This is a genomic window from Marinococcus luteus (assembly GCF_034497705.1).
Taxonomy (GTDB): Bacteria; Bacillota; Bacilli; order Bacillales; family Marinococcaceae; genus Marinococcus; species Marinococcus luteus_A.
Genome location: NZ_JAXRUV010000003.1, coordinates 230,116 through 252,442, shown reverse-complemented (window position 1 = coordinate 252,442; position 22,327 = coordinate 230,116). Strand labels below are relative to the sequence as shown.

25 protein-coding genes are annotated in these 22,327 nt (G+C 42.6%); 14 read left to right on the top strand and 11 right to left on the bottom strand.

Annotated elements, in window-relative coordinates:
• Positions 1-20: 20 nt before the first annotated feature.
• Entirely contained in the window at positions 21-1,403 is a 1,383-nt protein-coding gene (locus Q9M42_RS07570; protein ID WP_322525878.1) for a sugar porter family MFS transporter, read from the bottom strand.
• A 335-nt stretch (positions 1,404-1,738) separates the two neighbouring features.
• On the opposite strand from Q9M42_RS07570, the gene Q9M42_RS07565 reads away from it, so the two are divergent.
• From Q9M42_RS07565 to araD, 4 genes are read left to right on the top strand one after another with little or no spacing between them, the layout of a single operon-like run.
• Positions 1,739-3,376, top strand: a complete 1,638-nt coding sequence (locus Q9M42_RS07565; protein WP_322525877.1) for a xylulokinase — start codon at positions 1,739-1,741, stop codon at positions 3,374-3,376.
• A gap of 27 nt (positions 3,377-3,403) precedes the next feature.
• On the top strand, positions 3,404-4,828 hold the full coding sequence (araA, locus tag Q9M42_RS07560) for an L-arabinose isomerase (RefSeq protein ID WP_322525876.1): 1,425 nt from the start codon (positions 3,404-3,406) through the stop codon (positions 4,826-4,828).
• 42 nt (positions 4,829-4,870) lie between these two features.
• Positions 4,871-5,872, top strand: a complete 1,002-nt coding sequence (locus Q9M42_RS07555; RefSeq protein ID WP_322525875.1) for a glycoside hydrolase family 43 protein — start codon at positions 4,871-4,873, stop codon at positions 5,870-5,872.
• Positions 5,873-5,914: 42 nt separating this feature from the next.
• Positions 5,915-6,604 (top strand): L-ribulose-5-phosphate 4-epimerase AraD, encoded by a 690-nt coding sequence (gene araD, locus Q9M42_RS07550; protein ID WP_322525874.1) that lies wholly within the window; start codon positions 5,915-5,917, stop codon positions 6,602-6,604.
• A gap of 98 nt (positions 6,605-6,702) precedes the next feature.
• Here the strand turns inward: araD and Q9M42_RS07545 are convergent, their stop codons facing one another.
• A complete protein-coding gene (locus tag Q9M42_RS07545) occupies positions 6,703-7,446 on the bottom strand; it encodes an amidohydrolase family protein (protein WP_322525873.1) in 744 nt (247 codons plus the stop codon).
• A 179-nt stretch (positions 7,447-7,625) separates the two neighbouring features.
• Here Q9M42_RS07545 and Q9M42_RS07540 point away from each other — a divergent pair, with 179 nt between their 5' ends.
• The 4 genes from Q9M42_RS07540 to Q9M42_RS07525 all read left to right on the top strand — a co-directional run bounded on the left by Q9M42_RS07540 (position 7,626) and on the right by Q9M42_RS07525 (position 9,201).
• Positions 7,626-7,850, top strand: a complete 225-nt coding sequence (locus Q9M42_RS07540) for a helix-turn-helix transcriptional regulator (RefSeq protein WP_322525872.1) — start codon at positions 7,626-7,628, stop codon at positions 7,848-7,850.
• A gap of 1 nt (position 7,851) precedes the next feature.
• Positions 7,852-8,142 carry a hypothetical protein gene (locus Q9M42_RS07535; RefSeq protein WP_322525871.1) on the top strand — a complete coding sequence of 97 codons (291 nt, stop codon included), beginning with the start codon at positions 7,852-7,854 and terminating at the stop codon, positions 8,140-8,142.
• Positions 8,143-8,456: 314 nt separating this feature from the next.
• Entirely contained in the window at positions 8,457-8,771 is a 315-nt protein-coding gene (locus Q9M42_RS07530; RefSeq protein ID WP_322525870.1) for an ArsR/SmtB family transcription factor, read from the top strand.
• A 28-nt stretch (positions 8,772-8,799) separates the two neighbouring features.
• Complete coding sequence (locus Q9M42_RS07525) at positions 8,800-9,201, top strand: ArsI/CadI family heavy metal resistance metalloenzyme (RefSeq protein ID WP_322525946.1); 402 nt, start codon at positions 8,800-8,802, stop codon at positions 9,199-9,201.
• A 102-nt stretch (positions 9,202-9,303) separates the two neighbouring features.
• Here the strand turns inward: Q9M42_RS07525 and Q9M42_RS07520 are convergent, their stop codons facing one another.
• On the bottom strand, positions 9,304-10,176 hold the full coding sequence (locus Q9M42_RS07520) for a DMT family transporter (protein ID WP_322525869.1): 873 nt from the start codon (positions 10,174-10,176) through the stop codon (positions 9,304-9,306).
• Between the two features lie 240 nt (positions 10,177-10,416).
• On the opposite strand from Q9M42_RS07520, the gene Q9M42_RS07515 reads away from it, so the two are divergent.
• A complete protein-coding gene (locus Q9M42_RS07515; protein WP_322525868.1) occupies positions 10,417-10,554 on the top strand; it encodes a hypothetical protein in 138 nt (45 codons plus the stop codon).
• Between the two features lie 293 nt (positions 10,555-10,847).
• Here Q9M42_RS07515 and Q9M42_RS07510 read toward each other — a convergent pair whose 3' ends face one another.
• The 8 genes from Q9M42_RS07510 to Q9M42_RS07475 all read right to left on the bottom strand — a co-directional run bounded on the left by Q9M42_RS07510 (position 10,848) and on the right by Q9M42_RS07475 (position 17,492).
• A complete protein-coding gene (locus tag Q9M42_RS07510) occupies positions 10,848-12,413 on the bottom strand; it encodes a malate:quinone oxidoreductase (protein WP_322525867.1) in 1,566 nt (521 codons plus the stop codon).
• A gap of 215 nt (positions 12,414-12,628) precedes the next feature.
• Positions 12,629-13,300 carry a 3D domain-containing protein gene (locus tag Q9M42_RS07505; RefSeq protein WP_322525866.1) on the bottom strand — a complete coding sequence of 224 codons (672 nt, stop codon included), beginning with the start codon at positions 13,298-13,300 and terminating at the stop codon, positions 12,629-12,631.
• Between the two features lie 522 nt (positions 13,301-13,822).
• Positions 13,823-14,476, bottom strand: a complete 654-nt coding sequence (locus Q9M42_RS07500; protein WP_322525865.1) for a hypothetical protein — start codon at positions 14,474-14,476, stop codon at positions 13,823-13,825.
• Positions 14,477-14,527: 51 nt separating this feature from the next.
• Entirely contained in the window at positions 14,528-15,310 is a 783-nt protein-coding gene (locus Q9M42_RS07495; protein WP_322525864.1) for a hypothetical protein, read from the bottom strand.
• A 227-nt stretch (positions 15,311-15,537) separates the two neighbouring features.
• The gene (locus Q9M42_RS07490; RefSeq protein ID WP_322525863.1) at positions 15,538-15,969 is read right to left on the bottom strand and encodes an Asp23/Gls24 family envelope stress response protein; all 432 of its coding nucleotides are present in this window, start codon (positions 15,967-15,969) and stop codon (positions 15,538-15,540) included.
• A gap of 49 nt (positions 15,970-16,018) precedes the next feature.
• Positions 16,019-16,237: a DUF2273 domain-containing protein gene (locus Q9M42_RS07485; RefSeq protein WP_322525862.1), complete on the bottom strand. Its 219-nt coding sequence runs from the start codon at positions 16,235-16,237 to the stop codon at positions 16,019-16,021.
• A gap of 12 nt (positions 16,238-16,249) precedes the next feature.
• Positions 16,250-16,798 carry an alkaline shock response membrane anchor protein AmaP gene (amaP, locus tag Q9M42_RS07480; RefSeq protein WP_322525861.1) on the bottom strand — a complete coding sequence of 183 codons (549 nt, stop codon included), beginning with the start codon at positions 16,796-16,798 and terminating at the stop codon, positions 16,250-16,252.
• Positions 16,799-17,186: 388 nt separating this feature from the next.
• Entirely contained in the window at positions 17,187-17,492 is a 306-nt protein-coding gene (locus Q9M42_RS07475; protein WP_322525860.1) for a hypothetical protein, read from the bottom strand.
• A gap of 301 nt (positions 17,493-17,793) precedes the next feature.
• Here Q9M42_RS07475 and Q9M42_RS07470 point away from each other — a divergent pair, with 301 nt between their 5' ends.
• The 5 genes from Q9M42_RS07470 to Q9M42_RS07450 all read left to right on the top strand — a co-directional run bounded on the left by Q9M42_RS07470 (position 17,794) and on the right by Q9M42_RS07450 (position 22,166).
• The gene (locus tag Q9M42_RS07470) at positions 17,794-18,360 is read left to right on the top strand and encodes a DNA-3-methyladenine glycosylase I (protein ID WP_322525859.1); all 567 of its coding nucleotides are present in this window, start codon (positions 17,794-17,796) and stop codon (positions 18,358-18,360) included.
• A 160-nt stretch (positions 18,361-18,520) separates the two neighbouring features.
• Positions 18,521-18,856 carry a hypothetical protein gene (locus Q9M42_RS07465; protein ID WP_322525858.1) on the top strand — a complete coding sequence of 112 codons (336 nt, stop codon included), beginning with the start codon at positions 18,521-18,523 and terminating at the stop codon, positions 18,854-18,856.
• Positions 18,857-19,509: 653 nt separating this feature from the next.
• Positions 19,510-19,971, top strand: a complete 462-nt coding sequence (locus Q9M42_RS07460) for a hypothetical protein (RefSeq protein WP_322525857.1) — start codon at positions 19,510-19,512, stop codon at positions 19,969-19,971.
• Positions 19,972-20,027: 56 nt separating this feature from the next.
• Positions 20,028-20,279 (top strand): hypothetical protein, encoded by a 252-nt coding sequence (locus Q9M42_RS07455; RefSeq protein WP_322525856.1) that lies wholly within the window; start codon positions 20,028-20,030, stop codon positions 20,277-20,279.
• Positions 20,280-20,522: 243 nt separating this feature from the next.
• Complete coding sequence (locus Q9M42_RS07450) at positions 20,523-22,166, top strand: Na/Pi cotransporter family protein (protein ID WP_322525855.1); 1,644 nt, start codon at positions 20,523-20,525, stop codon at positions 22,164-22,166.
• Positions 22,167-22,327 lie beyond the last annotated feature (161 nt).

Sequence of the window (22,327 nt, the reverse complement as noted above, 5' to 3'; positions counted from 1 at the left end):
TCCCCGGGCCTTTAGAATGTTTATTTTTCAAAACGATAGGCTTTCTTGGAAGGCTCCCATATTGTTTCTATCTCTTCTAAAGACTTATTTTTTGTTTCAGGCACTATGGTCATCACAAAAACAAAACAAATAACGTTAATCACCGCAAACATCCAGAACGTAAACGCACCTCCGGCATTGTTGATGAGCATGGGCGTGAACTGGCCGATCGCCCAGTTAGCTCCCCATAAAAACATAGTGGCAATGCCGACTGCTTTTGCGCGCATATGATTTGGAAAAATTTCAGGAATCATAATCCATGGAATTGGACCCATTGAGATACAAAATGCTGCTGTGAAGCCCATGATAAAAAGCAATGCCCAGATCCCATTACCTACATCGAAATAGAAAACGCTTCCAATAAGAACCATAAATATTGCCATCAAACTTGATCCTACGCCCATTAATCGTTTTCTTCCAGCTTTGTCGATTAATAAAATAGCTACTACTGTAAATATTACTTGTACGGTTCCTATTAAGCTGGTGGCCAGAAATTCAGTATTATTTTCAAACCCAACCATCCGGAAAATTGTTGGTCCGTAATAAGTTACAGCGTTCATTCCAATAACCTGATTAAATAGAGCCAGGAAAATACCGACTGCCATTGCTTTACGAAGTCCTGGCTTTAACAGCTCTCTAATCGATGTGCTTGATTCACTTCGAAGAGAGGTTTGAATAGCATCCAATTCCAGTTCAGCTGTTCGGGTGTTATTGATTTTTTCCAATGTCCGAAATGCTTCTGTATGCTTTTGCTTTTTCACTAAATACCTTGGACTTTCAGGAATAAAGATAAGCATAATAAAAAAGAGAACTCCCGGCACTACCCCGTAACCGAGCATCCATCTCCAGCCTGTTTCCACTCCCCATCCATAGCTGCCGGAGTTTGCCACAGCAAGGTTAATATAAAATGTAGCTGAGATACCAATAATAGTGAACAGCTGATACATAGAAGCCAGCCGGCCGCGTATAGCAGGCGGGGCACACTCAGCAATATACGTAACTGACAACGCAGAGGCAAAGCCAATTCCGAGGCCTCCCAAAACTCTTGCCAGAATGAGGGAAGTAACACTCATAGCGAGCGCGGACCACAAGGCGGAAACAGCAAAGAGAATCCCCGACAGCATTAAAATCTTTTTTCTTCCAAAGCGGTCACTTAAATATCCGGATATCCCGACCCCGACCACTCCACCTACCATAACACTTGAAATAATAAATCCTTCCATAGCCGGACTTAAATTATAAAGCTCCTGCAAAAAGCCGATGGCACCTGAAATTACTGCGGTATCAAAACCATACAAAAATCCTGCCATTCCTGCTGCGGAAGCTATCAACAACACATACCAGACTGACTGCTTCTCTTTCATGATGTTCAATGTCCCCTTTCAATAATTGGAAATGATAACGTTCACAAGAAAACTATCATATGTTCGTACAAGTTTCAATAATATGGGTTATTTTTATATTTTATGCATACAAGTTAGTTTTAATAAAAACTATCGTCAGCTTTTTAACTCCTCCTTTTCTAATTAGGTTATATAAAAAGGGTAGAAAGCGGTTGCAAGGAGCTTTGTTTCATGGTTAAATGAATTTAACTTATACGTACAAGTTGCGCTTTAGCCATTGATTTCATTAACGCAATATAACAGAAATGAGAGATTCATTCGAATTACTAAAAATGCTTTTAAAGGAATGAGTCAAAATGAAGCAGTCAGAAATGAAAAAAGCCGTTACTCAAGGAGAAACGTCACTCGGAATTGAATTTGGCTCCACGCGTATTAAAGCAGTACTGATGAACAACAGCTTTGAAACAATCGCCACGGGCAGCTATGAATGGGAAAACCAGATGAAAGACGGTTTTTGGACGTACCATCAGGAAGATATTATCGCTGGTTTGCAGAAGGCTTATGGTGACATGAAATCCGAAGTGGAAAGTGCATACGGGATTACCCTCCGCACTATTGGTTCGATAGGTATTTCAGCTATGATGCACGGCTATATGCCATTTGACCACACCGGAGCACTGCTCGTCCCCTTTCGGACGTGGCGTAATAATACCACCGGCGCTGCGGCTAGCGAGTTAACAGGCCTATTTCAGTACAATATCCCGGAACGATGGAGTATCGCACACCTTTATCAGGCCGTGCTCAATGATGAAAAACATCTGCCGCGTATTCAGTTGATTACAACTTTAAGCGGATACATCCACTGGCTGCTGACCGGAAAACAGGTCATTGGAGCCGGGGATGCATCGGGGATGTTCCCAATTGACGAAACTACTCAGGACTACAACGACTTCATGCTTGAGCAGTTTGACACCCTCATTACAGCAAGAAATTATTCATGGAAAATTAAAGACATTCTTCCTGAAGTTCTTACAGCCGGCGAACAGGCAGGCACCTTAACCAATGACGGCATCAAAATTTTGGATGAATCACAAAACCTGCAGCCCGGGATTCCGTTTTGTCCTCCGGAAGGTGATGCCGGAACCGGGATGGTGGCTACGAACAGTGTGAAAAAACGTATTGGAAACGTTTCTGTAGGAACCTCTGTTTTTGCGATGATTGTGCTGGATCAAAAAATATCTAACACTCATCCGGAAATTGATTTAGTTACTACACCAAATGGAAACCCTGTCGCCATGGTGCATGCGAATAACTGTTCAAGTGATTTGAACGCCTGGCTCGGCTTGTTCCGGGAGTTTTCAGAAGCAACGGGACAAAAGCTTGATTCTAACGAATTGTTTGAAGTAATGCTGCAGAAAGCTCTCGAAGCGGATCCTGATGGCGGCGGTCTGCTCAGCTATGGTTATTTCTCTGGTGAAAATATTACAGGAGTGGAAAGCGGCCGCCCTTTGTTTGTGCGCTCTCCAGAAAGCAAATTCAATTTAGCTAACTTCATGCGTACGCATCTCTTTTCTGCTTTCGGTGCCCTAAAAATCGGCATGGATCTTTTAACAGACAAAGAACAGGTAGCGATTGATAATGTCTTCGCTCATGGCGGCTTGTTCAAAACTCCAGTCGTGGGACAACGGATAGTTGCTGCTGCAATGAATACGCCTGTCTCCGTTATGGATACGGCCGGAGAAGGCGGAGCATGGGGAATTTCTGTACTGGCCTCCTATATGAAGAACAAAGGCCCTGCTGAAGCACTGGAAGAATTTTTGGACAGTAAAGTTTTTAAAGAAATCGAAACTACGGAAATTCATCCTGACCGTGCTGATGTGGAAGGGTTTGAAATTTTTATGGAACGTTATAAAAAAGGTCTCATCATCGAACAGACGGCGGTTGATCATTTAACACCGGCCGAAGCAATAGGCGAACAAGTCAAAGTAAATTAAACTATCAATAAGAAAAGAGGAGTACTTATGCCCGCTATTGAAAAAAAAGAATTCTGGTTCATCGTAGGCTCCCAGCAGCTTTACGGAGAAGAAGCACTGAAAGAAGTAAAGGCTCATGCCCAGCACATAACTGATGCATTAAATGAGAGCGGTATTTTACCTTATCCGCTTGTCCTAAAAGACTTAGCGATCAATACAGATGAAATTACACGCACCATGAAAGAAGTGAACTATCGTGATGAGGTCGCCGGGGTCATCACATGGATGCACACCTTCTCCCCTGCGAAGATGTGGATTCGCGGAACGAAAATACTGCAAAAACCACTGCTTCATCTAGCTACCCAATTTAATGAAAGCATCCCCTGGGAGACCATTGATATGGACTTCATGAACCTGAATCAGTCGGCCCACGGCGACCGCGAATATGGCTTTATAAATGCCCGCTTAAACAAGCAGAACAAAGTGGTCGCAGGCCACTGGGAGCATGCCAGCACCCAGCAGGAAATTGCCCAATGGATGAACACGGCTGCAGCTTATAACGAAAGCTTCAACATTAAGGTTGCCCGCTTCGGTGACAACATGCGCAATGTAGGGGTCACGGAAGGTGACAAAATTGAAGCGCAGATTCAATTTGGATGGGTCGTCGATTACTACGGGATCGGAGACCTTGTGGAGTACGTCAATCGTGTTACAGACGAAGAGGTTAATGCACTACTTTCGGAATACGAAGACCTTTATGAATTTGAGTACGGAAGCTATCCAGAAGAAGAATGGAAAGACAGTGTTAAAGTACAGGCAGGCTATGAAATTGCTATTCAACGCTTCCTGGATGATGGAGGCTACAACGCTTTTACGACTAACTTTGAGGATTTACATGGAATGAAGCAGCTGCCGGGCCTTGCTGTTCAACGCCTCATGGGGCAGGGGTACGGGTTTGCTGCTGAAGGAGATTGGAAAACGGCTGCGCTTGACCGTTTGATGAAGGTGATGAGTCATAACGAATCAACAGGTTTTATGGAAGATTATATTTATGAATTAACGGCTGGAAAAGAAGCTATCCTTCAATCACATATGCTTGAAGTAGATCCTACCCTGGCAAACCATAAACCAAAAATCGTGGTATCGCCATTAGACATTGGAAATAAAGAAGATCCTGCACGCCTAGTTTTTGATGGTAAAGCGGGAGACGGGGTCGTGGTTTCCATGGCGGATTTTGGAACGCATTACAAGCTTCTGATTAATGAGGTTTCGGCATTTGAACCGCCCGTTCCTGCCCCGAATCTCCCGGTGGCCCGCATTCTCTGGAGTGTTAAACCAAACCTTCGGGATGGAATAAAAGCCTGGATTGAAAATGGAGGCGGCCACCACACCGTTGTTTCATTGAATGTAACGACAGATCAGATTATTAATTATGCGAAGCTGGTAGGCCTTGAGTACGTCGTTATTAATTAATATATTTCAGCTTAAGCTATTGATATTTAAGGAGTGAGCTTTATGGAGAATCTGAAAAACCCTATTGTTTTACAAAGAGCCGACCCATTTATTTATAAGCACCATGACGGGTTTTATTATTTTACCGGCTCGCATCCTTCCTACGACCAGATTATTTTGCGGCGGGCTAAACATCTGAATGACCTGTACGACGCAGAAGAACATGTAATCTGGCGTAAACATAGCAGCGGCCCTCAGAGCCACTTAATCTGGGCACCTGAACTTCACCGAGTAGACGGGAAATGGTATATCTATTATGCCGCCGCTCCTGACGACAACATTGACGATAATACCTTCAATCACCGAATGTTTGTGATTGAAAACGAATCCGATAACCCAATCGAAGGCGAATGGAAAGAAAAAGGTGAAATAGATACAGGGTGGAGTGCATTCGCTCTTGATGCAACAACGTTTGAGCACAATGGTATTCAATATTATGTTTGGGCCCAGCAGGATGTAAATATAAAGGGTCATTCAAATATTTATATTGCGGAGATGGAAAACCCATGGACTTTAGCGACTACCCCTGTGCTGCTGACTAAACCTGAACTGCCCTGGGAAATTAAAGGCTTCTGGGTCAATGAAGGCCCTTCCGTTCTGATTAGAAATGAGAAGGTCTTTATTACGTATTCAGCAAGCGCTACAGGAATCGATTACTGCATGGGCATGCTGACAAGTGATGCCAAGGCAGATTTACTGAATCCAAATTCCTGGACGAAAAGCCCGGAGCCAGTTTTTGAAAGCTATTCACCGAATAAACAATACGGGCCGGGACACAATTGCTTTACCGTGTCCGAAGATGGCAGCAGCGACATTTTAGTTTATCATGCCCGTAATTATACCGAGATTGTTGGAGATCCCCTTTATGATCCGAATCGTCATGCCCGTGCACAGGAAATTACGTGGGACGAAAACGGTAACCCGGTGTTTGGTATTCCTGTCTCGGATGACCGGTGGACTCCAGGCACCCCAACAATTTTAACGACAGAAAATTCTAATGAATAATTTTCTGATCATACATGTACGTACATTGAAGGAGGTTTCCCATTGCTGGAACTATTGAAGCAGCAGGTCTGCAGCGCAAATCAGGGACTCGTTGATCATGATCTCGTTACTTTTACCTGGGGGAATGTCAGCGGATTTGATCCCGAGACAGAATTATTGGCCATCAAGCCTTCCGGGGTGCCTTATGAAGAGCTCTCTCCCGGAGATATTGTATTGGTGGATTTGAAAGGAAACGTTGTGGAAGGCGATTTAAAGCCCTCCTCTGACACTCCTACCCATATCGAACTGTATAAAGCTTTTCCAGGTGTACGGGGTATTGTTCATACGCATTCGGACTGGGGCACAGCCTGGGCCCAGGCTGGTAAAAGCATTCCCTGCTCCGGAACTACTCAGGCGGATTATTTTTACGGAGATATTCCCTGCACACGTCAACTAACAAAAGAAGAAGTCCAGAATGGTTATGAAAAAGAAACAGGGTCAGTCATTATAGAAGCCATGCAGGGAAAAAATCCTGTGGAAGTGCCGGGAATAGTTGTTCACGGGCATGCCCCGTTTGCCTGGGGAGGCTCTCCGGAGGACGCCCTTCATAATGCTGTGGTGCTTGAAAAAGTCGCAAAAATGACCTTCCTCTCCTACCAGCTCTCGGGTGAGCTTCCCCTGGATGATCATGTGCTGCAAAAGCATTATGAAAGAAAGCACGGTGAAAATGCTTATTACGGGCAGTCTAAATAACCCCTGCTTTAAAGAGCAAGCCTGTTTAAACGATGGCTTGCTCTTTTTCCTGTTTAAAACGCTTAAGAAGGCTTACATATCTTTTTATAATAATTAATTTATTTCGTATACCAGTTCAATGCATTCGAATACAAGATTTTTTCAGCTGCTTTCTCATCAAATATATTTTGAACCAGTTCAAGGTCTTCATACTTGAAAGGTCTCGGCGCTCTTGTGGAGGGAAGGTCTGTACCAAACATCAATGCTTCCGGATTCGTGCCATAAATGGACGTTAAAGCATGTCCGACGTTTAATTCCACACGCCCAAAGCCGGTGGCTTTCACCCGAAGACCTTTATCCACCAATCGCAGCAAATGAGGCAGTCCTTCCTCCGACAGCCCTAAATGATCAATTGATACAGCAGGCAGCTTTTCAATAGTTGAGGCGATTTCAGGCAGTTCTTTGGCATCCATGTAAAGTTCAGAGTGCCATCCCGACGTTTCATGCACTCTCCTTGCCAGGTACTCGAGCCGGGAAATATTTTCAGATCCGCCCCGCCGGATATTAAACCGCAGCCCCCTCACACCATGATCATGCAGCCGTAAAATTTCTTCATCACTGACACTGGACGGCAGTTGAGTTACGCCACAGAATTCGGGCCCCAGCTGTCGAAGTGCTTTTAGTAAATATCCCTGGTCAAACCCCTGAAACGAACCTGACACAACTGCTCCGCCCAGAACGTTGAGCTCAACCGTATCCCTCTGATAATCAGCTGCCATATATTCCGGAGGTATATAGCTTTGATTTTCAGTAATGGGAAAATCAAAATCAATAATATGGAAGTGCGCATCAAACATTCTCATATCCTTCCCTCCTCTTTTATCTTTCCTAAGAATATCCGAATTCAGATTATTTGGTCAAAAAATCTCTAAATGTGCGCCCCTCCCCTCCTTGCACATGGTAAACAACAAATAAATATGTAATATATTTTTGACATTATGTTAAAAATATATTACTATAAACGTAAGGAGGCTATAGATGAATGAAAGAACAAGGTGAATTAACTAATCAGCTGTCAGTGTTCCGGGCCAAAAAGGGCTATTCCCAGGCAGAAGTGGCAAAGAGAATCGGTGTGAGCCGTCAGACTATTATTTCCCTGGAAAAAAATAAATACAGTCCTTCACTCAAGTTAGCTTTTGAACTGGCACATTTATTTGAAACCGGCGTGGAAGATATTTTTCAATATAATTTGAAAGGAGAGGAATAGCATGGAATGGTTCTTCTATCCGTATTTAGCCGTCGTTATTTTCTCCATCATCATTTGGTTTAGGTTTCAGCACGGGGAAGAAGGAAAAGATGAACGCGGCCGTGAAATTATTAACCGCTCGTATGCGATTATTTTTCCCATGTTTCTTATCGGCTGGGTCTTAGTCAGATTGATCGAAGACTTTGTAGTCCCACTTGACGGAGATGCGTGGCGGGACGCTATGTGGTATTTAATTACCGGGATTATGATTCTTCATTCCATCTTAATTTTTACCTTTAGGAAAATCTACTAATACTAAAACCATAAACAGCAAACCAAAAAGAATAGCACTAACAATTAATTATCTTAATTTTCATATAATTTAATGTAGAAAATGCCTTAATTGATTTTCCTTAAGCATCTTTTCATTTCATATTATCTGCCACATCACCTGAAAAATGGTGGTGTGGCCTTCGCTAAGAGAAAAACTGTTCCCAATCACTGAAGGATTTGAATATTGAAGCAACTTTACATCAACTTTTTTTGATTTATTTATTGTATTTTCTGTTGCACCAGCCTATACTTATATTACATCAAAAAAAATTGATATAAAAAGGAGGCTTTTTAATGAACTCTCCATCTTCTGAATTTGCTGCAGCTTCTCCATTCACTGTCTATGAACAAAAATTCAAAGCCCTGGCCGACTATCAGCGACTGGAAATCTTGCATCATATTACAGAGGCAGGCAGCGTGTGCGTCTGTGATTTAACTGAACGCATGAACCTAACTCAGTCCAAGCTTTCGTATCATTTAAAAATTTTGCTCGATGCTTCACTCATCGATCGCGAAAAACACGGTACCTGGAATTACTATATGCTGAACGACCAGGCACTAAACCATCTGTTGTCCGAGGAATTGTGCTGCCTCTTTCGCGGAAAATAAAAAATCTATTTGAAATCAAGGAGGTTGAATCATGAAAATTCATATCGGATTAAACACCAGCAGCCTTTCCGAAGCCGTAGCTTTTTATACCAAGTTGTTTAACGAGCCCCCGGTCAAATACAAGGAAGATTACGCCAAATTTCTTCCAGCCGGTATTCCAGTAAATTTCACACTAAACGTTCATCCCGATGTGAAAGGGAACCAGGTGGAGCATTTTGGCCTGCAGCTCCCCGATGCTGACACTCTCGTCTATCATAAACAGCGTGTCCAGAAGGAAGGATTTTTCACTCGCGAGGAAACGGATACAACGTGCTGCTATGCTCTTCAGGATAAGTTCTGGGTTACAGACCCGGATGGTAACGAATGGGAATTCTTCTATACTAAAGCAGACGTTGAGACTGCGGTCAAAGAACCCGGCTGCTGCTCCTAAAATTTATTGATAAATGTGCGGGTTTTCACAGCAAAAAAGCTGATTAAATAAACCGGCACTGCTTTTTAATATTGTCCGGCTTTTTAATGATAATCATCATTTCTACAGCTGATATGCCTTTTGCTGCTGAATTAAAAACAACCCAACCCCGAGCAGCACGATAACCCCGCCAATAATCTGCAAGGCGACAACTTCTTCTCCTAAAATAAAAAATGCCAGAATGGTGGCCCCAACTGGTTCTCCCAAAATCGTCATCGAAATGGTGGAGGTATTAATAAAGTTCAGCAAATGATTATAAATGACGTGGGCAATCGTTGGAAGAATTGCAAGCAGCATAAATATCCGCCACTCTTCAGCTCCGTACCCCGTTACTGCAATACCGGATACTGCATTAAAAACATGCAGCGATATCCCCGCCACCACAAACACAATAAAGCTGTACAGCCAGTGCGATACCCGCTTCACTACACGCTGGCCAATTAATAAATAGATGACCACCGCTATCACACTCAAAAAGGAAAGCAGGTTGCCGAGCAAGGCAGAACTGCTGCTGCGTCCGAGGTCTCCCAAACCAATAACCACTACCCCGAAAATCGACAGGCTGATCGTAATCAGCTGCGGTATGCTGACTCGTTCTTTATAAATCAAAAAGCCGCCCGCCAGAGCCACTACCGGCTGCAGCGCCAAAATAATGGTGGAGCTTGCCACGGTTGTCAGCTTTAATGAACCAAACCAGAGCGCAAAATGCATGCCTAGGAAAACCCCTGAAAAGACGAACAGGACCCATTCCTGTTTTTTGATATTTTTAAAATCATGCCTGTTTAACCAAACAAACGGAAGTAAAAACAAACTGGCAATATACATGCGGTACATGCTGAGAATGGTGGCCGGCGCTTCAGACCATTTTACAAATATCGCCGCAAAAGAAATCGCGATAATAGATATTATCAGTAAAAATGCTGTTGATTTATTCATCCTTTCCTCTCTCCATCCTTTATGATCATCTCTTTTTGTTTTGCCATAAAGAATCTTACCAAACCAGCGTTTAAAAATCCGGTATATAATTTCCTATTTTCAGCTACTTTTTTACGGTGCTTAAATACCTAAAAATATTCCGATAATATTTACATAATCAACCACTTTGTATAACATGGTGGCATACTTGGTCCATTTAGAAACAATGATACTTCACATAAATACTGAAGAGAGCCTGCTATGAAGAAATCATTATCCGGTTTGATAACGCTAATCGGTATTATTGCCTTTAACTGGCTCGCCACCTTTCTCCTTTCTGCGACTTTCATTGAATATTCGTTTCTAACCGGACTGGGAGCAGTGATTTTGATTGGCTGACTCACGTCCTCCGGCGGCTTTTCCTCTGATGTCGTTCGTATGCAGACTCAGGTAAAACAGGTATTAGAATGGAAACAGAAGCACGCAGTGGGCTCCGGTCCTCGATGCCATTCTTCGCAGCGCTTATGTATACCATTTGTGCTTTAATAATAACGATCTACTATTACCAGGATTACTTTTTCTAAATACATGATAATATTTTACGTATCACTGATTATTTTCAGCTCACCTTAAAAAAGCCTCTTTTCAGCTGTTTACACTGAAAAGAGGCTTTAAAATAATTAAAATCATATTTACGTCATTTGCGGCTGTTTTTGATTTTTCAATCCAAGCACCTGCTCGGTAGACTTATGGATTTCATCAATCATCTCTGGATGTTCTGACAGGTTAACACCGTATGAAGGGATCATTTCTTTTATTTTCGGCTTCCATGCTTCAAGATGCTCTGGGAAGCATTTCTCCATAATTTCGAGCATCACAGAAACTGCAGTAGATGCACCTGGCGATGCTCCGAGAAGCGCAGCTATAGAGCCGTCCTCCGCGCTGATCACTTCTGTACCGAACTGCAGGGTGCCTTTACCTTCTTCAGTATCTTTAATAACCTGAACCCGCTGGCCGGCTACGAGCAGCTCCCAGTCCTCTATTTTCGCGCTTGGGACAAACTCACGGAGTTCTTCCATGCGCTGCTCTTTTGACTGCATTACCTGAGTGATCAGGTATTTCGTTAATGGCATGTTTTTAGCTCCCGCTGCCACCATCGTAATCAAGTTATCCGGCTTTACGGATTTCAATAAATCCATTAGGGAACCAGTTTTCAAAAACTTTGGAGAGAAGCCGGCAAACGGGCCGAACAAAAGTGTCTCCTGGTTATTAATATACCTTGTGTCCAGATGAGGAACAGACATTGGAGGTGCTCCGACGGGCGCTTTGCCGTACACTTTGCCGAAATGCCCATTTACGACATCCGGATTTTGACAGACCATAAACTGGCCGCTTACTGGAAAACCACCGATGCCCTTTCCTTCTGGAATACCGGATTTTTGCAGCAGATGCAGGCTTCCGCCTCCTCCGCCAATAAACACAAAATCCGCCTCGTGCAGTTCAAGCGTTTCTTTTTGATGATTGCGCACCTTCACTTCCCAGGTGCCGTCTTCGTTACGCGTAATATCATCCACGTCATGGTTATATTTCATTTCTACGTTATTTTTTTCGAGGTGATTAAACAACTGATTCGTCAACGAACCAAAATTCACATCGGTGCCGTCTTCAATTTTAGAAGCTGCTATCGGTTCTTCAATCTGACGGTCCTTCATCATTAACGGCATCCACTTTTCAAGCACTTCAGGATCCTCAGAAAATTCCATTCCTGAAAATAACGGATGTGCAGACATTTTTTCGTAACGGGTCCTTAAAAATGAGACGTTATGGTCACCGCGCACATAGCTGATATGCGGCAGAGGCATAATAAAGCCACGTGGGTTTTGGATCAAGTCGCTTTTGACCAGATAGGACCAAAACTGTTTGGATACCTGAAATTTTTCATTGATGCTGATGGCCTTACTGATATCAACGGAGCCGTCCGGCTGTTCGTTTGTATAATTTAATTCACATAGAGCCGCATGCCCGGTTCCTGCATTGTTCCATTCATTCGAGCTTTCTTCCCCCGGCTTTTCCAGCTTTTCAAACACTTTGATATTCCAGTCCGGGGACAGCTCTTTCAGCAATGCCCCTAATGTTGCACTCATAATGCCGGCCCCGATTAAAATGATGTCTTTTTCACCCTGTTGTTTATTCATTTCTTTACTACTCCCTACATAATAGAAAAAGACGTCTCCTTTTGGCGGAAATCTTCCGGCCATATTTAGTTCACGTCAGGGAGGCATCTTTTCCAATAATTTTACACCAAATACAGAGTATCATTATTAGACGAAGATTAAAATCATTATTACTATAATAACCGTTTATGAACCTAGAAAAACAATTAATATAATTCAAGACCCGGTACAGCCTTTTTCGACCTAAAAAAACCGAAACCGGAGAATTTCCTCCGGTTTCGGTCTGCTTATGATAATGATTAGTCGACTACTGTTACTTCGAGGTCCTGACGACCGAAGGAAAGTGCTTCGGAGTTGGATGGAACGTGGACATCGATGCGGTTGCCATTAATAGCGCCGCCAGTGTCTTCTGCTTTATACGTGCCCATGCCTTCCACTTCTACAGTGGAGCCGAGTGGGATAACATCCGGATCAACAGCGATAACGTTCGCGTCACGGTCGTTGTTCAGGTTTTTGCCTGTGGCCGTGATGCCGCTGCAGCCTGCACATTCAGCCGTATATGCCGTAGCTTCCATGTTCATGGTTTCGCCGCCGCTAGTGCTCTCAGAAGACTCGGAAGTGGACTCGCCAGCTACTTCTTCGCTGGATTCACTGGAGGAATCAGAAGAGCCGCCAAGAGCTCCCTGGGTTTCTGGACCGGCTACGCCGAAGTAGCTGCCGGCAGAAGAAGAAATACCGTTGTCTGCCTGAAAGTCTTTAACTGCGCTTTCTGTTTCCGGTCCGAATGTGGAACCGGTGTTTCCACTAAAGTAGCCTTCTTCTTTTAATTTATCCTGAAGTTCTGCAACGGAAGAGTTAACGTCTCCTCTGTCCAACTGCCCGTGGTCGCTGATGGATGCGTCCGCTGCCTGTGGTGCTCCGAATACTACGCCTGCTGTAATTGCTGTTCCAAATAGTGTTTTTTTCATCATGTGAATCGTCCCCCATAAATATAATTAAATTGTTTATTCGCCCTAATGACGAAATCCATTGAAAAGTTTGCCTATATGTTTACTTGCCTTTACGTCGTCACTGCATTGATTATCATGTTGTTTTACTGCTTGCTGTTTTTTGTGCTTTCTCTCAAACACAACGCTACCGATTATGCCTTGAAAAAGCACAAATGGCAATAACATTAATTTAGTTGTAATCTAACCTTAATAGTTTTTCATAATATGTAAAATTGACGGGGCTTCCTGCATATATTCCACGAAAAACTTCCGTATTTTTACTCATTACTAAAGAGAACACCTTTAAAATATTACACTAATATTACAATAAGTCCGTTTTTGCGTAACATTATTAGAAATAAAGAAAGAAAATACTTTTGAATTTTGCTTGTATGTGGTAAATCTATTAGTTTTTAAGCTTTTTTAGGGCATACCAACAACTAAAAAACCCATGCAGCACTTCTTTTTGAGAAGTCTGCATGGGGTCAAGCTTAATAGTAAAATTTATTTCACCTGCTTGTATGAAGTAACCTCCAGATCTTCATCTACGGTGGCTTCATACGTTTCTACTTTCGTTTTTCTGCCATCGTTGTTCAGCACATCAATTTTCACGTGCCATACGCCGTCTTTTTCTTCTGTAGAAGTAATACGCTTCGGTTCAGCTACATAGTTTTCGAAAAATGCATTGACGCTATCCATTACTTCGGTGAGCCGTGGGCCATTCTGTTTGGATTTTTTCTTTTTAGAAGGAGCCGGTTTTCCTTTGGAAGCAGAGTCCGGCACACTCCCAGCATTTTTTAATTGTGGCCTGCCTTCATTTTTGGAAACCATTCTTGCTTTTTTAGGCGTCTGTTCTTCATTTTTATTCTCTGAAGATGATCCCGACATGCCGGGAATTTTCGCTTTCGATTTTTCTGCGGTCTGCTTTACGTTGTCTTTGGCTTCCCCAGCTTTTTTTAGAGGCTTCTTCAAGAAGGAAGCTGTTCCCCCGCTTTCATTTTCTTCCTCCGAAGTATTGGTTTCTTCCTTCGAATCTTCAGAAGCTTCCTCCCCGCCGCCTTTCTTTTTTATTCCCTTTGTAACCATCGGAACAGCTCCTCCGATCAAACTTCCGGCTGCCATCAGCCCGTAGGTAACTTTATCTTTTTTATCAGTCATTATGTTTTCCCCTTTCTTTAATGCTCGAACCTGAATGACCCTACCGACCCTCTATCCGTCGGTACGGGCCTTGATAGACGAGGCTTTCTTTCCATTTCTGCTGTTTTTCGCGGCTTCTGATTTAACTTCTTTCATTAAATCGTTCCACGAATTATCCATAAATGCGTTTTTCATCTGCTGCTTGAGCTCTTCTTTGAGGTCTTTATACATGTCATCCTTCCGTTCTGCAGCCAGGGTACGTGAAATATTGCGGACGAGGCTTTTATGTGCAGCTTTCGATAGGAAAGAAGAATTTGCAGCACCTGATTTGTCTGCGCTGTTCTTATTTTCTTCTTTTTCAGAAAGGTCTTCGTTACTACTCTCATCAGGCGTTTCTTTTCTCCCCTCATACGCTTCATTGACCTGCTTCATAATTTCCTGAATCATACTGTCTTTGTCTTCTTTCGTTACTTGGAAGCCGCTGTCTGCCGCCAGTTTTTTAACAGCCTGCTTATCCATCGAATGCAGGTTAACCTCTTCTTCATTTCCATCCTTATTCGTAATAATAACTCCAGCGTAGTTTTCTTCATTTTTTTGACTCTCAGACGCACCTTCTGCATTTTCTGCTTCCTCATGTTTAACCGTCAGCTTAGACCCAGCTGCCTGATTTATAATTTCATCAATCATATCCTGTTTTCTGGTTGTTTTAACTTTTAAGCCGCTGTCTTTTGCCAATGCTTTAATAGCTTTATTACTCAAAACGCGAAGATTTACCCTTTCCTCCACTCCTCCATTATCGACGATGACTACTGCCGATTGTTGGTATTCATCGGAAGCTGATTCCCTTACAGCCATCGGTTATCCCTCATTTCCCGCCCGTTTCCGGATATTTTTCATAAATTCCTTCATATTTGACTTACTTTACCTTATATACCCCTTAATCAAACTAATAAGTACAAAAATTTCTTTCATCCATATTTTTATACTCGCCGCTAAATAAAAAAGCTGTCTTTCTCCCGAGGAGAATAAGACAGCTATCATTAAAAAAGATTTTCAACTTCTGGAAATATTGGTGACGGATGTTATTCCACCCGTTCGTTTTGCTGATCACGGCGGCTCGTTTTCTTTTGTTTGTACTCTTCTTTTGTCAGCACGTCCTCTACATGCATATTAATCTCTGTTACTTCGAGCCCCGTCATTTCAGAAATAGCCCGTTTGACCGCCTGTTTCAGCTGCTCATACATGCCGGGAATGCTTTTTCCGTATTCTACAATGCAGGAAATATCAATGGCTGCCTGTTTTTCCCCGACATCGGCATTCACACCTTTGGTAATGTTATCGTTACTGCCGATACGGTCGGACATTTCTTCAAAAAAGCCGCCACTCATTTCCAAAATACCGTCGACTTCCTGAGCGGAAATAGCCGCAATCTTTTTTATTACATGATCCTCAAATGTTAATTTGCTTTCCTGTTTTCTTTCGGTGGGGGTATTTGCCTGTGGTTGGTTTTCCATTGGAAAAGCCTCCTTCTAACATAGTTTTATTTTATGAACCAAAAATTTTTCACCTTTCCCGTTGGAACAAAAAAGTAAGCAGCTGGTCGACTCTCAGGTCACCATCGATAATTTTCCCGATCATGATCCCAATCAATAAGAAGAGAAGCACCACCAGGGCGTGTCCAAAACCGACGGTCAGGTACAAAATGCTAAAAACTATAGCAAACAGCAGGCTGATTATTCGCCCCCTGTACAGGTACAGGCGCTGCCACGTTTCTTCCTTCATGGTTCTCCCTCCTTACACTACGCGGGCCTTTTTCTTATCGACTTTCGGTTCATGTACGGTTACCCGGACTTCCCGGACCGGGACTTCGAGCCACGCTTCAACGTTTTCTTTTACACGCTGCTGGACGTTTTTCGTAAGCGTCTGGGCTCCAGTTTCCCGGAATAAATGGAAGGACGTACGGATCGTCACAGTATTTTCCTTCCGGTGAATCTGTACATTCACCTCCGGGGACCGAAGCTCTGTGTACTCTTTTAGGGTCTGGTAAACAGTAGAACGAATAGATGCTTTTGTAATATCGATTGTTCCATCCGCTGTTTCAATTTTCAGACCATCAGTCGAGCTCGACGGTCCCGTTAAAGATGCTACAAGCATTACTAATGATATGAGTCCGATGAAAATGGCTGTACCAATGATAATCCAAAAGCCGGCACTGCTGTTAATCCAACCGTCGATTACCGAAGCGCTCGTCCCGATATCGAACAGGTACAGAAGTGCTACTGCAGAAAAAACAATTGTTGCCACTGCGAATAAAAATCCTATGAAGCGAGTAAAACCATTCACTATCTCTCCCTCCTCTCCTCCCGTCTGCCCGGTGCTTAAATAAAAAAGCGGAGGCAAAGCGTTACACCCAATATCCCCCACAGATGCGTAAATCAAACTATATATGACTTATATGTATTTAATAAGAGAAATACGTCCTTTATAACTACTCACCTGCTCACACTGTCATTAAACGGTTTTAATGATGATTATCACTTGCTTGTTTATAAAATTGGGTCCAAAGACTCAATCAAACTATTCCGTAAAATAATCTGTATAATGATCATGCAACCATACAAAACAGCCCCTCGAGTTTAAAAAACTCAAAGGGCTTATTAGATCTATTTCACGGTTTTAAGCGGAGCACCCATAATGGACCTTTAATCAAGAAAAAAACTTCTTCTTTTTATTATACAGCTATACGATAGTAATAAAGATTCTCGCCATACAGCTTCCGTTTCTCTATAACCCCCAATCGTTGTAATTTTCTAACTTTTTTACGCAAATAACGCTCTGACATCTGTGTTTGCGCTGCAAGTTCAGCCTCCTGGCAGTGAAACCATCCATCCTCTAAAAATCTAAAATAAGCCGTTTGCTCTTTAAATTCGTTTACGAGCGCACTGTATATTACTGCTTCTTCGTATCCCACCTCTCTTACAATTGCTGGATTAACCCCCTCATGTAATGATTGTTGATATTCTCTATTTTCCAGCAAGAGCCACCCCTCCATTGTTATCAGGTTATTTGACGGTACTGCTGCTTACGATTTTTCAAGATTAATTCCACTGGCTATGTTTTTTCTCTAACGATTCTTTTTCCCATCCTAGCGCATAAAAAAGACTTTGAAAACCCTTACATTACAAAAATGTAACAAGAAATTCGCTTTTGTTTGAAGTTGATTGCAGTCTTTGAATGTAACTCTTTTACCATGCAATGCCATATGCTTCAGCACGTGCTGCCTTATGATATAGTTAATTTATTTCAAACAGTAATGTGATCAAAAGGAGGAATTTCATTTGGAAAGATGTTCGTGGTCACGAAAAAATGAACGTATGCAGGAGTATCATGATAATGAATGGGGACGTCCGTATACAGATGACAGCTATTTATTTGAGCTTCTAACGCTGGAAGGCGCTCAATCCGGACTATCCTGGAACACGGTGCTTGCTAAACGGCACCATTACCAGGAGGCTTTTCAGCAATTTGATATTCAGAAGTGCGCTTCCATGACAGACGAAGACCTGGAGTATATCCGGAATCATTACGGAGTGATCAAGCATCCTGCCAAATTAGCTTCTGTGCGAAATAACGCTGTAAAAGTCCTGACTATCCAGGACGAATACGGCAGCCTGTCTTCCTTCTTTTGGCGGTATGTTGATTTCACCCCAATTATTCATGAGTGGAAAGAAGAAGCAGAGGTTCCCTCTTATACAGAGCTGTCTACCCAAATAAGCAGGGAATTGAAAAAACGGCAATTTAAATTTGTCGGACCGGTAACGGTGTATTCATTTATGCAGGCTATTGGTATGGTGGATGACCATGTTCGTACCTGTCCCTGCCACTCTAAAAATACTAATGCTTGATTTGGAAGTGTATAAAGCCTTTGTCTTTCTTTCAAACAGATCTATTGCAAAATTAAAGTGCTCGTCCGGTTGTTAATACTTTTATTTTTACTTTTCACCGGGAACATGAGGTTTAGATTTCATTCGATAAATTAATGGTGCAGAAAGAAGGTCGACTACTATGGAAGAAACAAAATACCGGGCAGTGATGCTTCAGGAGGACGGGACGGTAGTGGAACGGCACTATACCCGGAGGCAGCTGTTCGGCGGGGGACAAAGCGTAAACCTCCGGGACAGCCATTATCATGTGCTCCCTGACGTCTGGGCTGTGGGATTTTATGAATTGCCGGAGGAAATTGAAGAGGTCTGGGCTGAAACAAAAGAATCCTCTTTCCCTCTTCCAGCTATCTTTTTCAGCTATAACCCGCACACACAGGCCATGGCTAATATGAGTGATAAACTGATCGAACAAACGAAAGCCGAAATACAGAAAGCCGGGCGCCGCAAAAGTAAATAGTGCTAAAACAGCAATGCCTATCCGATAACAGGAAAGGCATTGCTTTTTATTGTATACAGACGGGTCATTGAACTGGTTCCTGCAGGCTCATTCCGTTTTTCGCTGTCGTTTTCCTTATTTTTATTTCCGGTGTCAGGATAATTGTTCTGCTTGACTGTCTTTTTATAATAATGACTACTTCAGATATTTTTCTTCATTCTTTTGAGTTTTTGTATACTTTTACTTGTGCTGCTGAATCATATTATTCAATGCATAAAATTTTCATTTTCTCAGTATATATTGTTGTACTTAAATTAACTTATACAATTTTTACATATAAAAGGTCAATTTCGATTATTTTTAAACTGAATGCATACTCTCCCAACACTTTTCATATTATTTTCATTTAAATGCAAAGCTGCTGTTCCTCCTAAATTATGTATATATTATGCTAATTTTCACATGGTTAAAATTAAGACCTTAGATATGAGTAATATATCATTCAGCGGGAAAACAATTTAATAAATAAAGATTTTTATAGTTTTCAAAATTTTTGTTATAAAGCGGGTTGTGCATTTCAACCATACCGCTATCCAACCCTGGTTGTTTATATTTAAATTAAAAGCTTTTTTTATGATTGAAATGCTGCAGACCCGGAGAAAGGAGCAGCATTTATGAAATATGAAATGAAACATGCTGTGTTTGAAGAAATGATAGAGCATCTTGACCAGAACGGCCCTTCAAGCGTGGAAGGATTTGTCCAGCAGGCATCAGAGGATTTTGAGATGGCGCTGCTGCTTCCTTTTTATATGTACTATTACCACCCGCACGAATGGCAGAATTATTCCTTATTTGCTGACGACCCTTTACCAAAAACACTGAACTGTGCCGCCTATATTGCACTTGATGCTCCTGCACTTAATGTAGATCCAAAAATTAAACGCTTCTTTTATGGCACCTACTGTATTACTTCCTCACCGCCAGACGACCGCACGATGCTTTCCCTGGAAGAATGGACGATGCATTTATTCCGGAAATACTGGCAGCTTTATCAGAAAACCTCGTTTTTTGGTAACCATGTAGAAGTTTTAGATAGTCAGACGTCCCGTTGGATTCCAAAGACTACTCAGTGGTAACAGCTCCCATTTCAAATTGCGAAATAGTTTAGCGGTCCCCAAGGAGGGATTATTCTATGACCCCGCTGATTATCGGCTACACCATTCAGGGAACGGAAATTATTGTAGGAACCCCTGCAAGTTTATCGTGGTTTGCAGACGAGCCTTGTGTGGCGGTGCATGAAGATATCGAAGTATTGTTCCGTACTTTGCATCCATTTGCTGTTAAAGGAGTTGCTATTCGATTTCTCCCTGATGTGCAATCGTTAAAAACTGCCTGGGAGGTTTATGATCTCAGTGCTTCTTCGTACCGTTCGGCCTATCAATAATTGTATTTTCGCAGATAAACGTGAACAAAGCAGACTCTGATACAATGGAGTCTGCTTTATTAATAAATAGAAGCGAATATTCCTCCCCTTTTTGCCTTTATCCTTTATGCTTCCGTCTCTTCCCCTGTCTTTACAAAATCTTAATAATTCCTTTATTTACATTACGGGTCCCCATGCTTTAAAACTGTAGAGGGTATTGCAGTAATTTGTTTTAGATAGACATCAAGGGGAGGAATTATTGTTTTGGATATTCAAACGCTTTTGTTTACGTTTTTCGGTGGTTTGGGCATCTTTTTATTCGGTATTAAATTCATGGGAGACGGACTTCAGAAGATTGCCGGTGACGGTCTTCGCAACCTTTTAGATAAGTTTACAAGTAATCCGTTTTTAGGTGTGCTTACCGGTACCTTAGTCACAATTCTTATTCAGTCCAGCTCCAGTACAACTGTTTTAACCGTCGGCCTGGTCAGCGCAGGATTTATGACTCTCCGGCAGGCGATCGGTGTCATTATGGGAGCCAATATTGGAACGACTGTCACGGCATTCATTATCGGAATCGATTTAGAGGCTTATGCTCTACCGATTTTATTCCTCGGCACAGTAATGATCTTTTTCTTCAAAAATAAAAAAACCAACAACATTGGCCAGACTTTTTTCGGTTTCGGAGCCCTGTTTTATGGACTGACATTAATGGGAGAAGGCGTGGCTCCTCTAGAAGATTTGCCTGCCTTTAACGATTTAACCATCAGTATGAGTGAAAACCCGCTGCTCGGAGTGTTGGTTGGCGTACTGTTCACCGTTGGCCTGCAAAGCTCATCGGCCACGATTGGCCTGCTCCAGGAACTGTTCAGCCAGGGGACGATCCCCCTCGAAGCAGCCCTGCCGATCCTGTTTGGCGATAACATTGGCACCACCATCACCGCCGTCATTGCAGCCATTGGAGCTTCTGTCGCAGCTAAACGGGCCGCGATGGTTCACGTGATCTTCAACGTACTAGGAGCAGCGATCGTGCTGATTCTGCTCGTGCCATACACCGCATTCATCAGCTATCTGCAGGACGCCCTGCAGTTGAATCCACCAATGACTATTGCCTTTGCTCACGGGATCTTCAACGTTACCAATGTGCTCATTCAGGTGCCGTTCGTCGGGGTTCTTGCCTACATTGTGACCAAGCTGATTCCGAGCCGGGAAGAGGAAATCGACTACACAACAAAGCATCTTGATCCGCTCTTTATTCAGCAATCACCATCCATCGCCCTGGATCAGGCTAAATTAGAGACGCTCCGGATGGCGGAATATGCTGAAAAAGGATTGAAACAAAGCGAATCCTATCTAGAAACCAAAAATAAAAAAAGTGCTGAAAAAATTGTTAAATATGAAGAAGCCGTCAACAATCTGGATAAAAATATCACCAATTATTTAACCGGCATTTCTTCAAGGTCTCTTTCATCCGAAAGCTCACGCCAGCATTCGGTTTTGATGGATACCACGAGAGACATTGAACGTGTGAGCGACCATGTAGAAAACCTGATGGAGCTTGTTGATTACCAGGTGTCCAATAAGGTGACACTGTCCACTGAAGCATACAAGGATTTGAATCAGATGTATGAATTAACCATGAGCACGTTTTCTCAATCAATTGAAGCACTCGAGCAGGATAACCACGAAACTGCCACTCAGGTGCTGAAGCAGGAAGAAGAGATTGACCGACTGGAACGGAAGCTTCGGAAAAAACACATTCTGCGCCTGAATGAAGGCCAGTGCTCCGGTTCCGCCGGCATTGTATTTGTAGACTTCTTAAGCAACCTCGAACGGATCGGTGATCATGCCGTAAACATTGCTGAGACTGTGCTTGATGATGATCATAAAATGAAAGAAAGCAATTAATAAGCAGGCAGTGCCCTTACAATTTGGGCGCTGCTTTTTTCGTGCCAATAGCTGCTTTCAACAGGCTCCATCCCTTCCCTTTTCATGAAATGTACTATCTTGCATATTTACCATTTTTAAACATGTGAACCATTTATCATCTATATACCTATTGTAAAAGC

Excerpts from the sequence above, each read along its gene's own strand:
- araA (WP_322525876.1), top strand. The coding sequence starts at position 3,404 with ATGCCCGCTATTGAAAAAAAAGAATTCTGGTTCATCGTAGGCTCCCAG.
- Q9M42_RS07570 (WP_322525878.1), bottom strand. The coding sequence starts at position 1,403 with ATGAAAGAGAAGCAGTCAGTCTGGTATGTGTTGTTGATAGCTTCCGCA.
- Q9M42_RS07540 (WP_322525872.1), top strand. The coding sequence starts at position 7,626 with ATGAAAGAACAAGGTGAATTAACTAATCAGCTGTCAGTGTTCCGGGCC.
- Q9M42_RS07465 (WP_322525858.1), top strand. The coding sequence starts at position 18,521 with ATGGAAGAAACAAAATACCGGGCAGTGATGCTTCAGGAGGACGGGACG.
- Q9M42_RS07505 (WP_322525866.1), bottom strand. The coding sequence starts at position 13,300 with ATGATGAAAAAAACACTATTTGGAACAGCAATTACAGCAGGCGTAGTA.
- Q9M42_RS07495 (WP_322525864.1), bottom strand. The coding sequence starts at position 15,310 with ATGGCTGTAAGGGAATCAGCTTCCGATGAATACCAACAATCGGCAGTA.
- Q9M42_RS07530 (WP_322525870.1), top strand. The coding sequence starts at position 8,457 with ATGAACTCTCCATCTTCTGAATTTGCTGCAGCTTCTCCATTCACTGTC.
- Q9M42_RS07490 (WP_322525863.1), bottom strand. The coding sequence starts at position 15,969 with ATGGAAAACCAACCACAGGCAAATACCCCCACCGAAAGAAAACAGGAA.
- Q9M42_RS07565 (WP_322525877.1), top strand. The coding sequence starts at position 1,739 with ATGAAGCAGTCAGAAATGAAAAAAGCCGTTACTCAAGGAGAAACGTCA.
- Q9M42_RS07460 (WP_322525857.1), top strand. The coding sequence starts at position 19,510 with ATGAAATATGAAATGAAACATGCTGTGTTTGAAGAAATGATAGAGCAT.
- Q9M42_RS07555 (WP_322525875.1), top strand. The coding sequence starts at position 4,871 with ATGGAGAATCTGAAAAACCCTATTGTTTTACAAAGAGCCGACCCATTT.
- Q9M42_RS07535 (WP_322525871.1), top strand. The coding sequence starts at position 7,852 with ATGGAATGGTTCTTCTATCCGTATTTAGCCGTCGTTATTTTCTCCATC.
- Q9M42_RS07545 (WP_322525873.1), bottom strand. The coding sequence starts at position 7,446 with ATGAGAATGTTTGATGCGCACTTCCATATTATTGATTTTGATTTTCCC.
- Q9M42_RS07510 (WP_322525867.1), bottom strand. The coding sequence starts at position 12,413 with ATGGCCGGAAGATTTCCGCCAAAAGGAGACGTCTTTTTCTATTATGTA.
- Q9M42_RS07455 (WP_322525856.1), top strand. The coding sequence starts at position 20,028 with ATGACCCCGCTGATTATCGGCTACACCATTCAGGGAACGGAAATTATT.
- Q9M42_RS07485 (WP_322525862.1), bottom strand. The coding sequence starts at position 16,237 with ATGAAGGAAGAAACGTGGCAGCGCCTGTACCTGTACAGGGGGCGAATA.
- Q9M42_RS07520 (WP_322525869.1), bottom strand. The coding sequence starts at position 10,176 with ATGAATAAATCAACAGCATTTTTACTGATAATATCTATTATCGCGATT.
- Q9M42_RS07500 (WP_322525865.1), bottom strand. The coding sequence starts at position 14,476 with ATGACTGATAAAAAAGATAAAGTTACCTACGGGCTGATGGCAGCCGGA.
- Q9M42_RS07515 (WP_322525868.1), top strand. The coding sequence starts at position 10,417 with ATGAAGAAATCATTATCCGGTTTGATAACGCTAATCGGTATTATTGCC.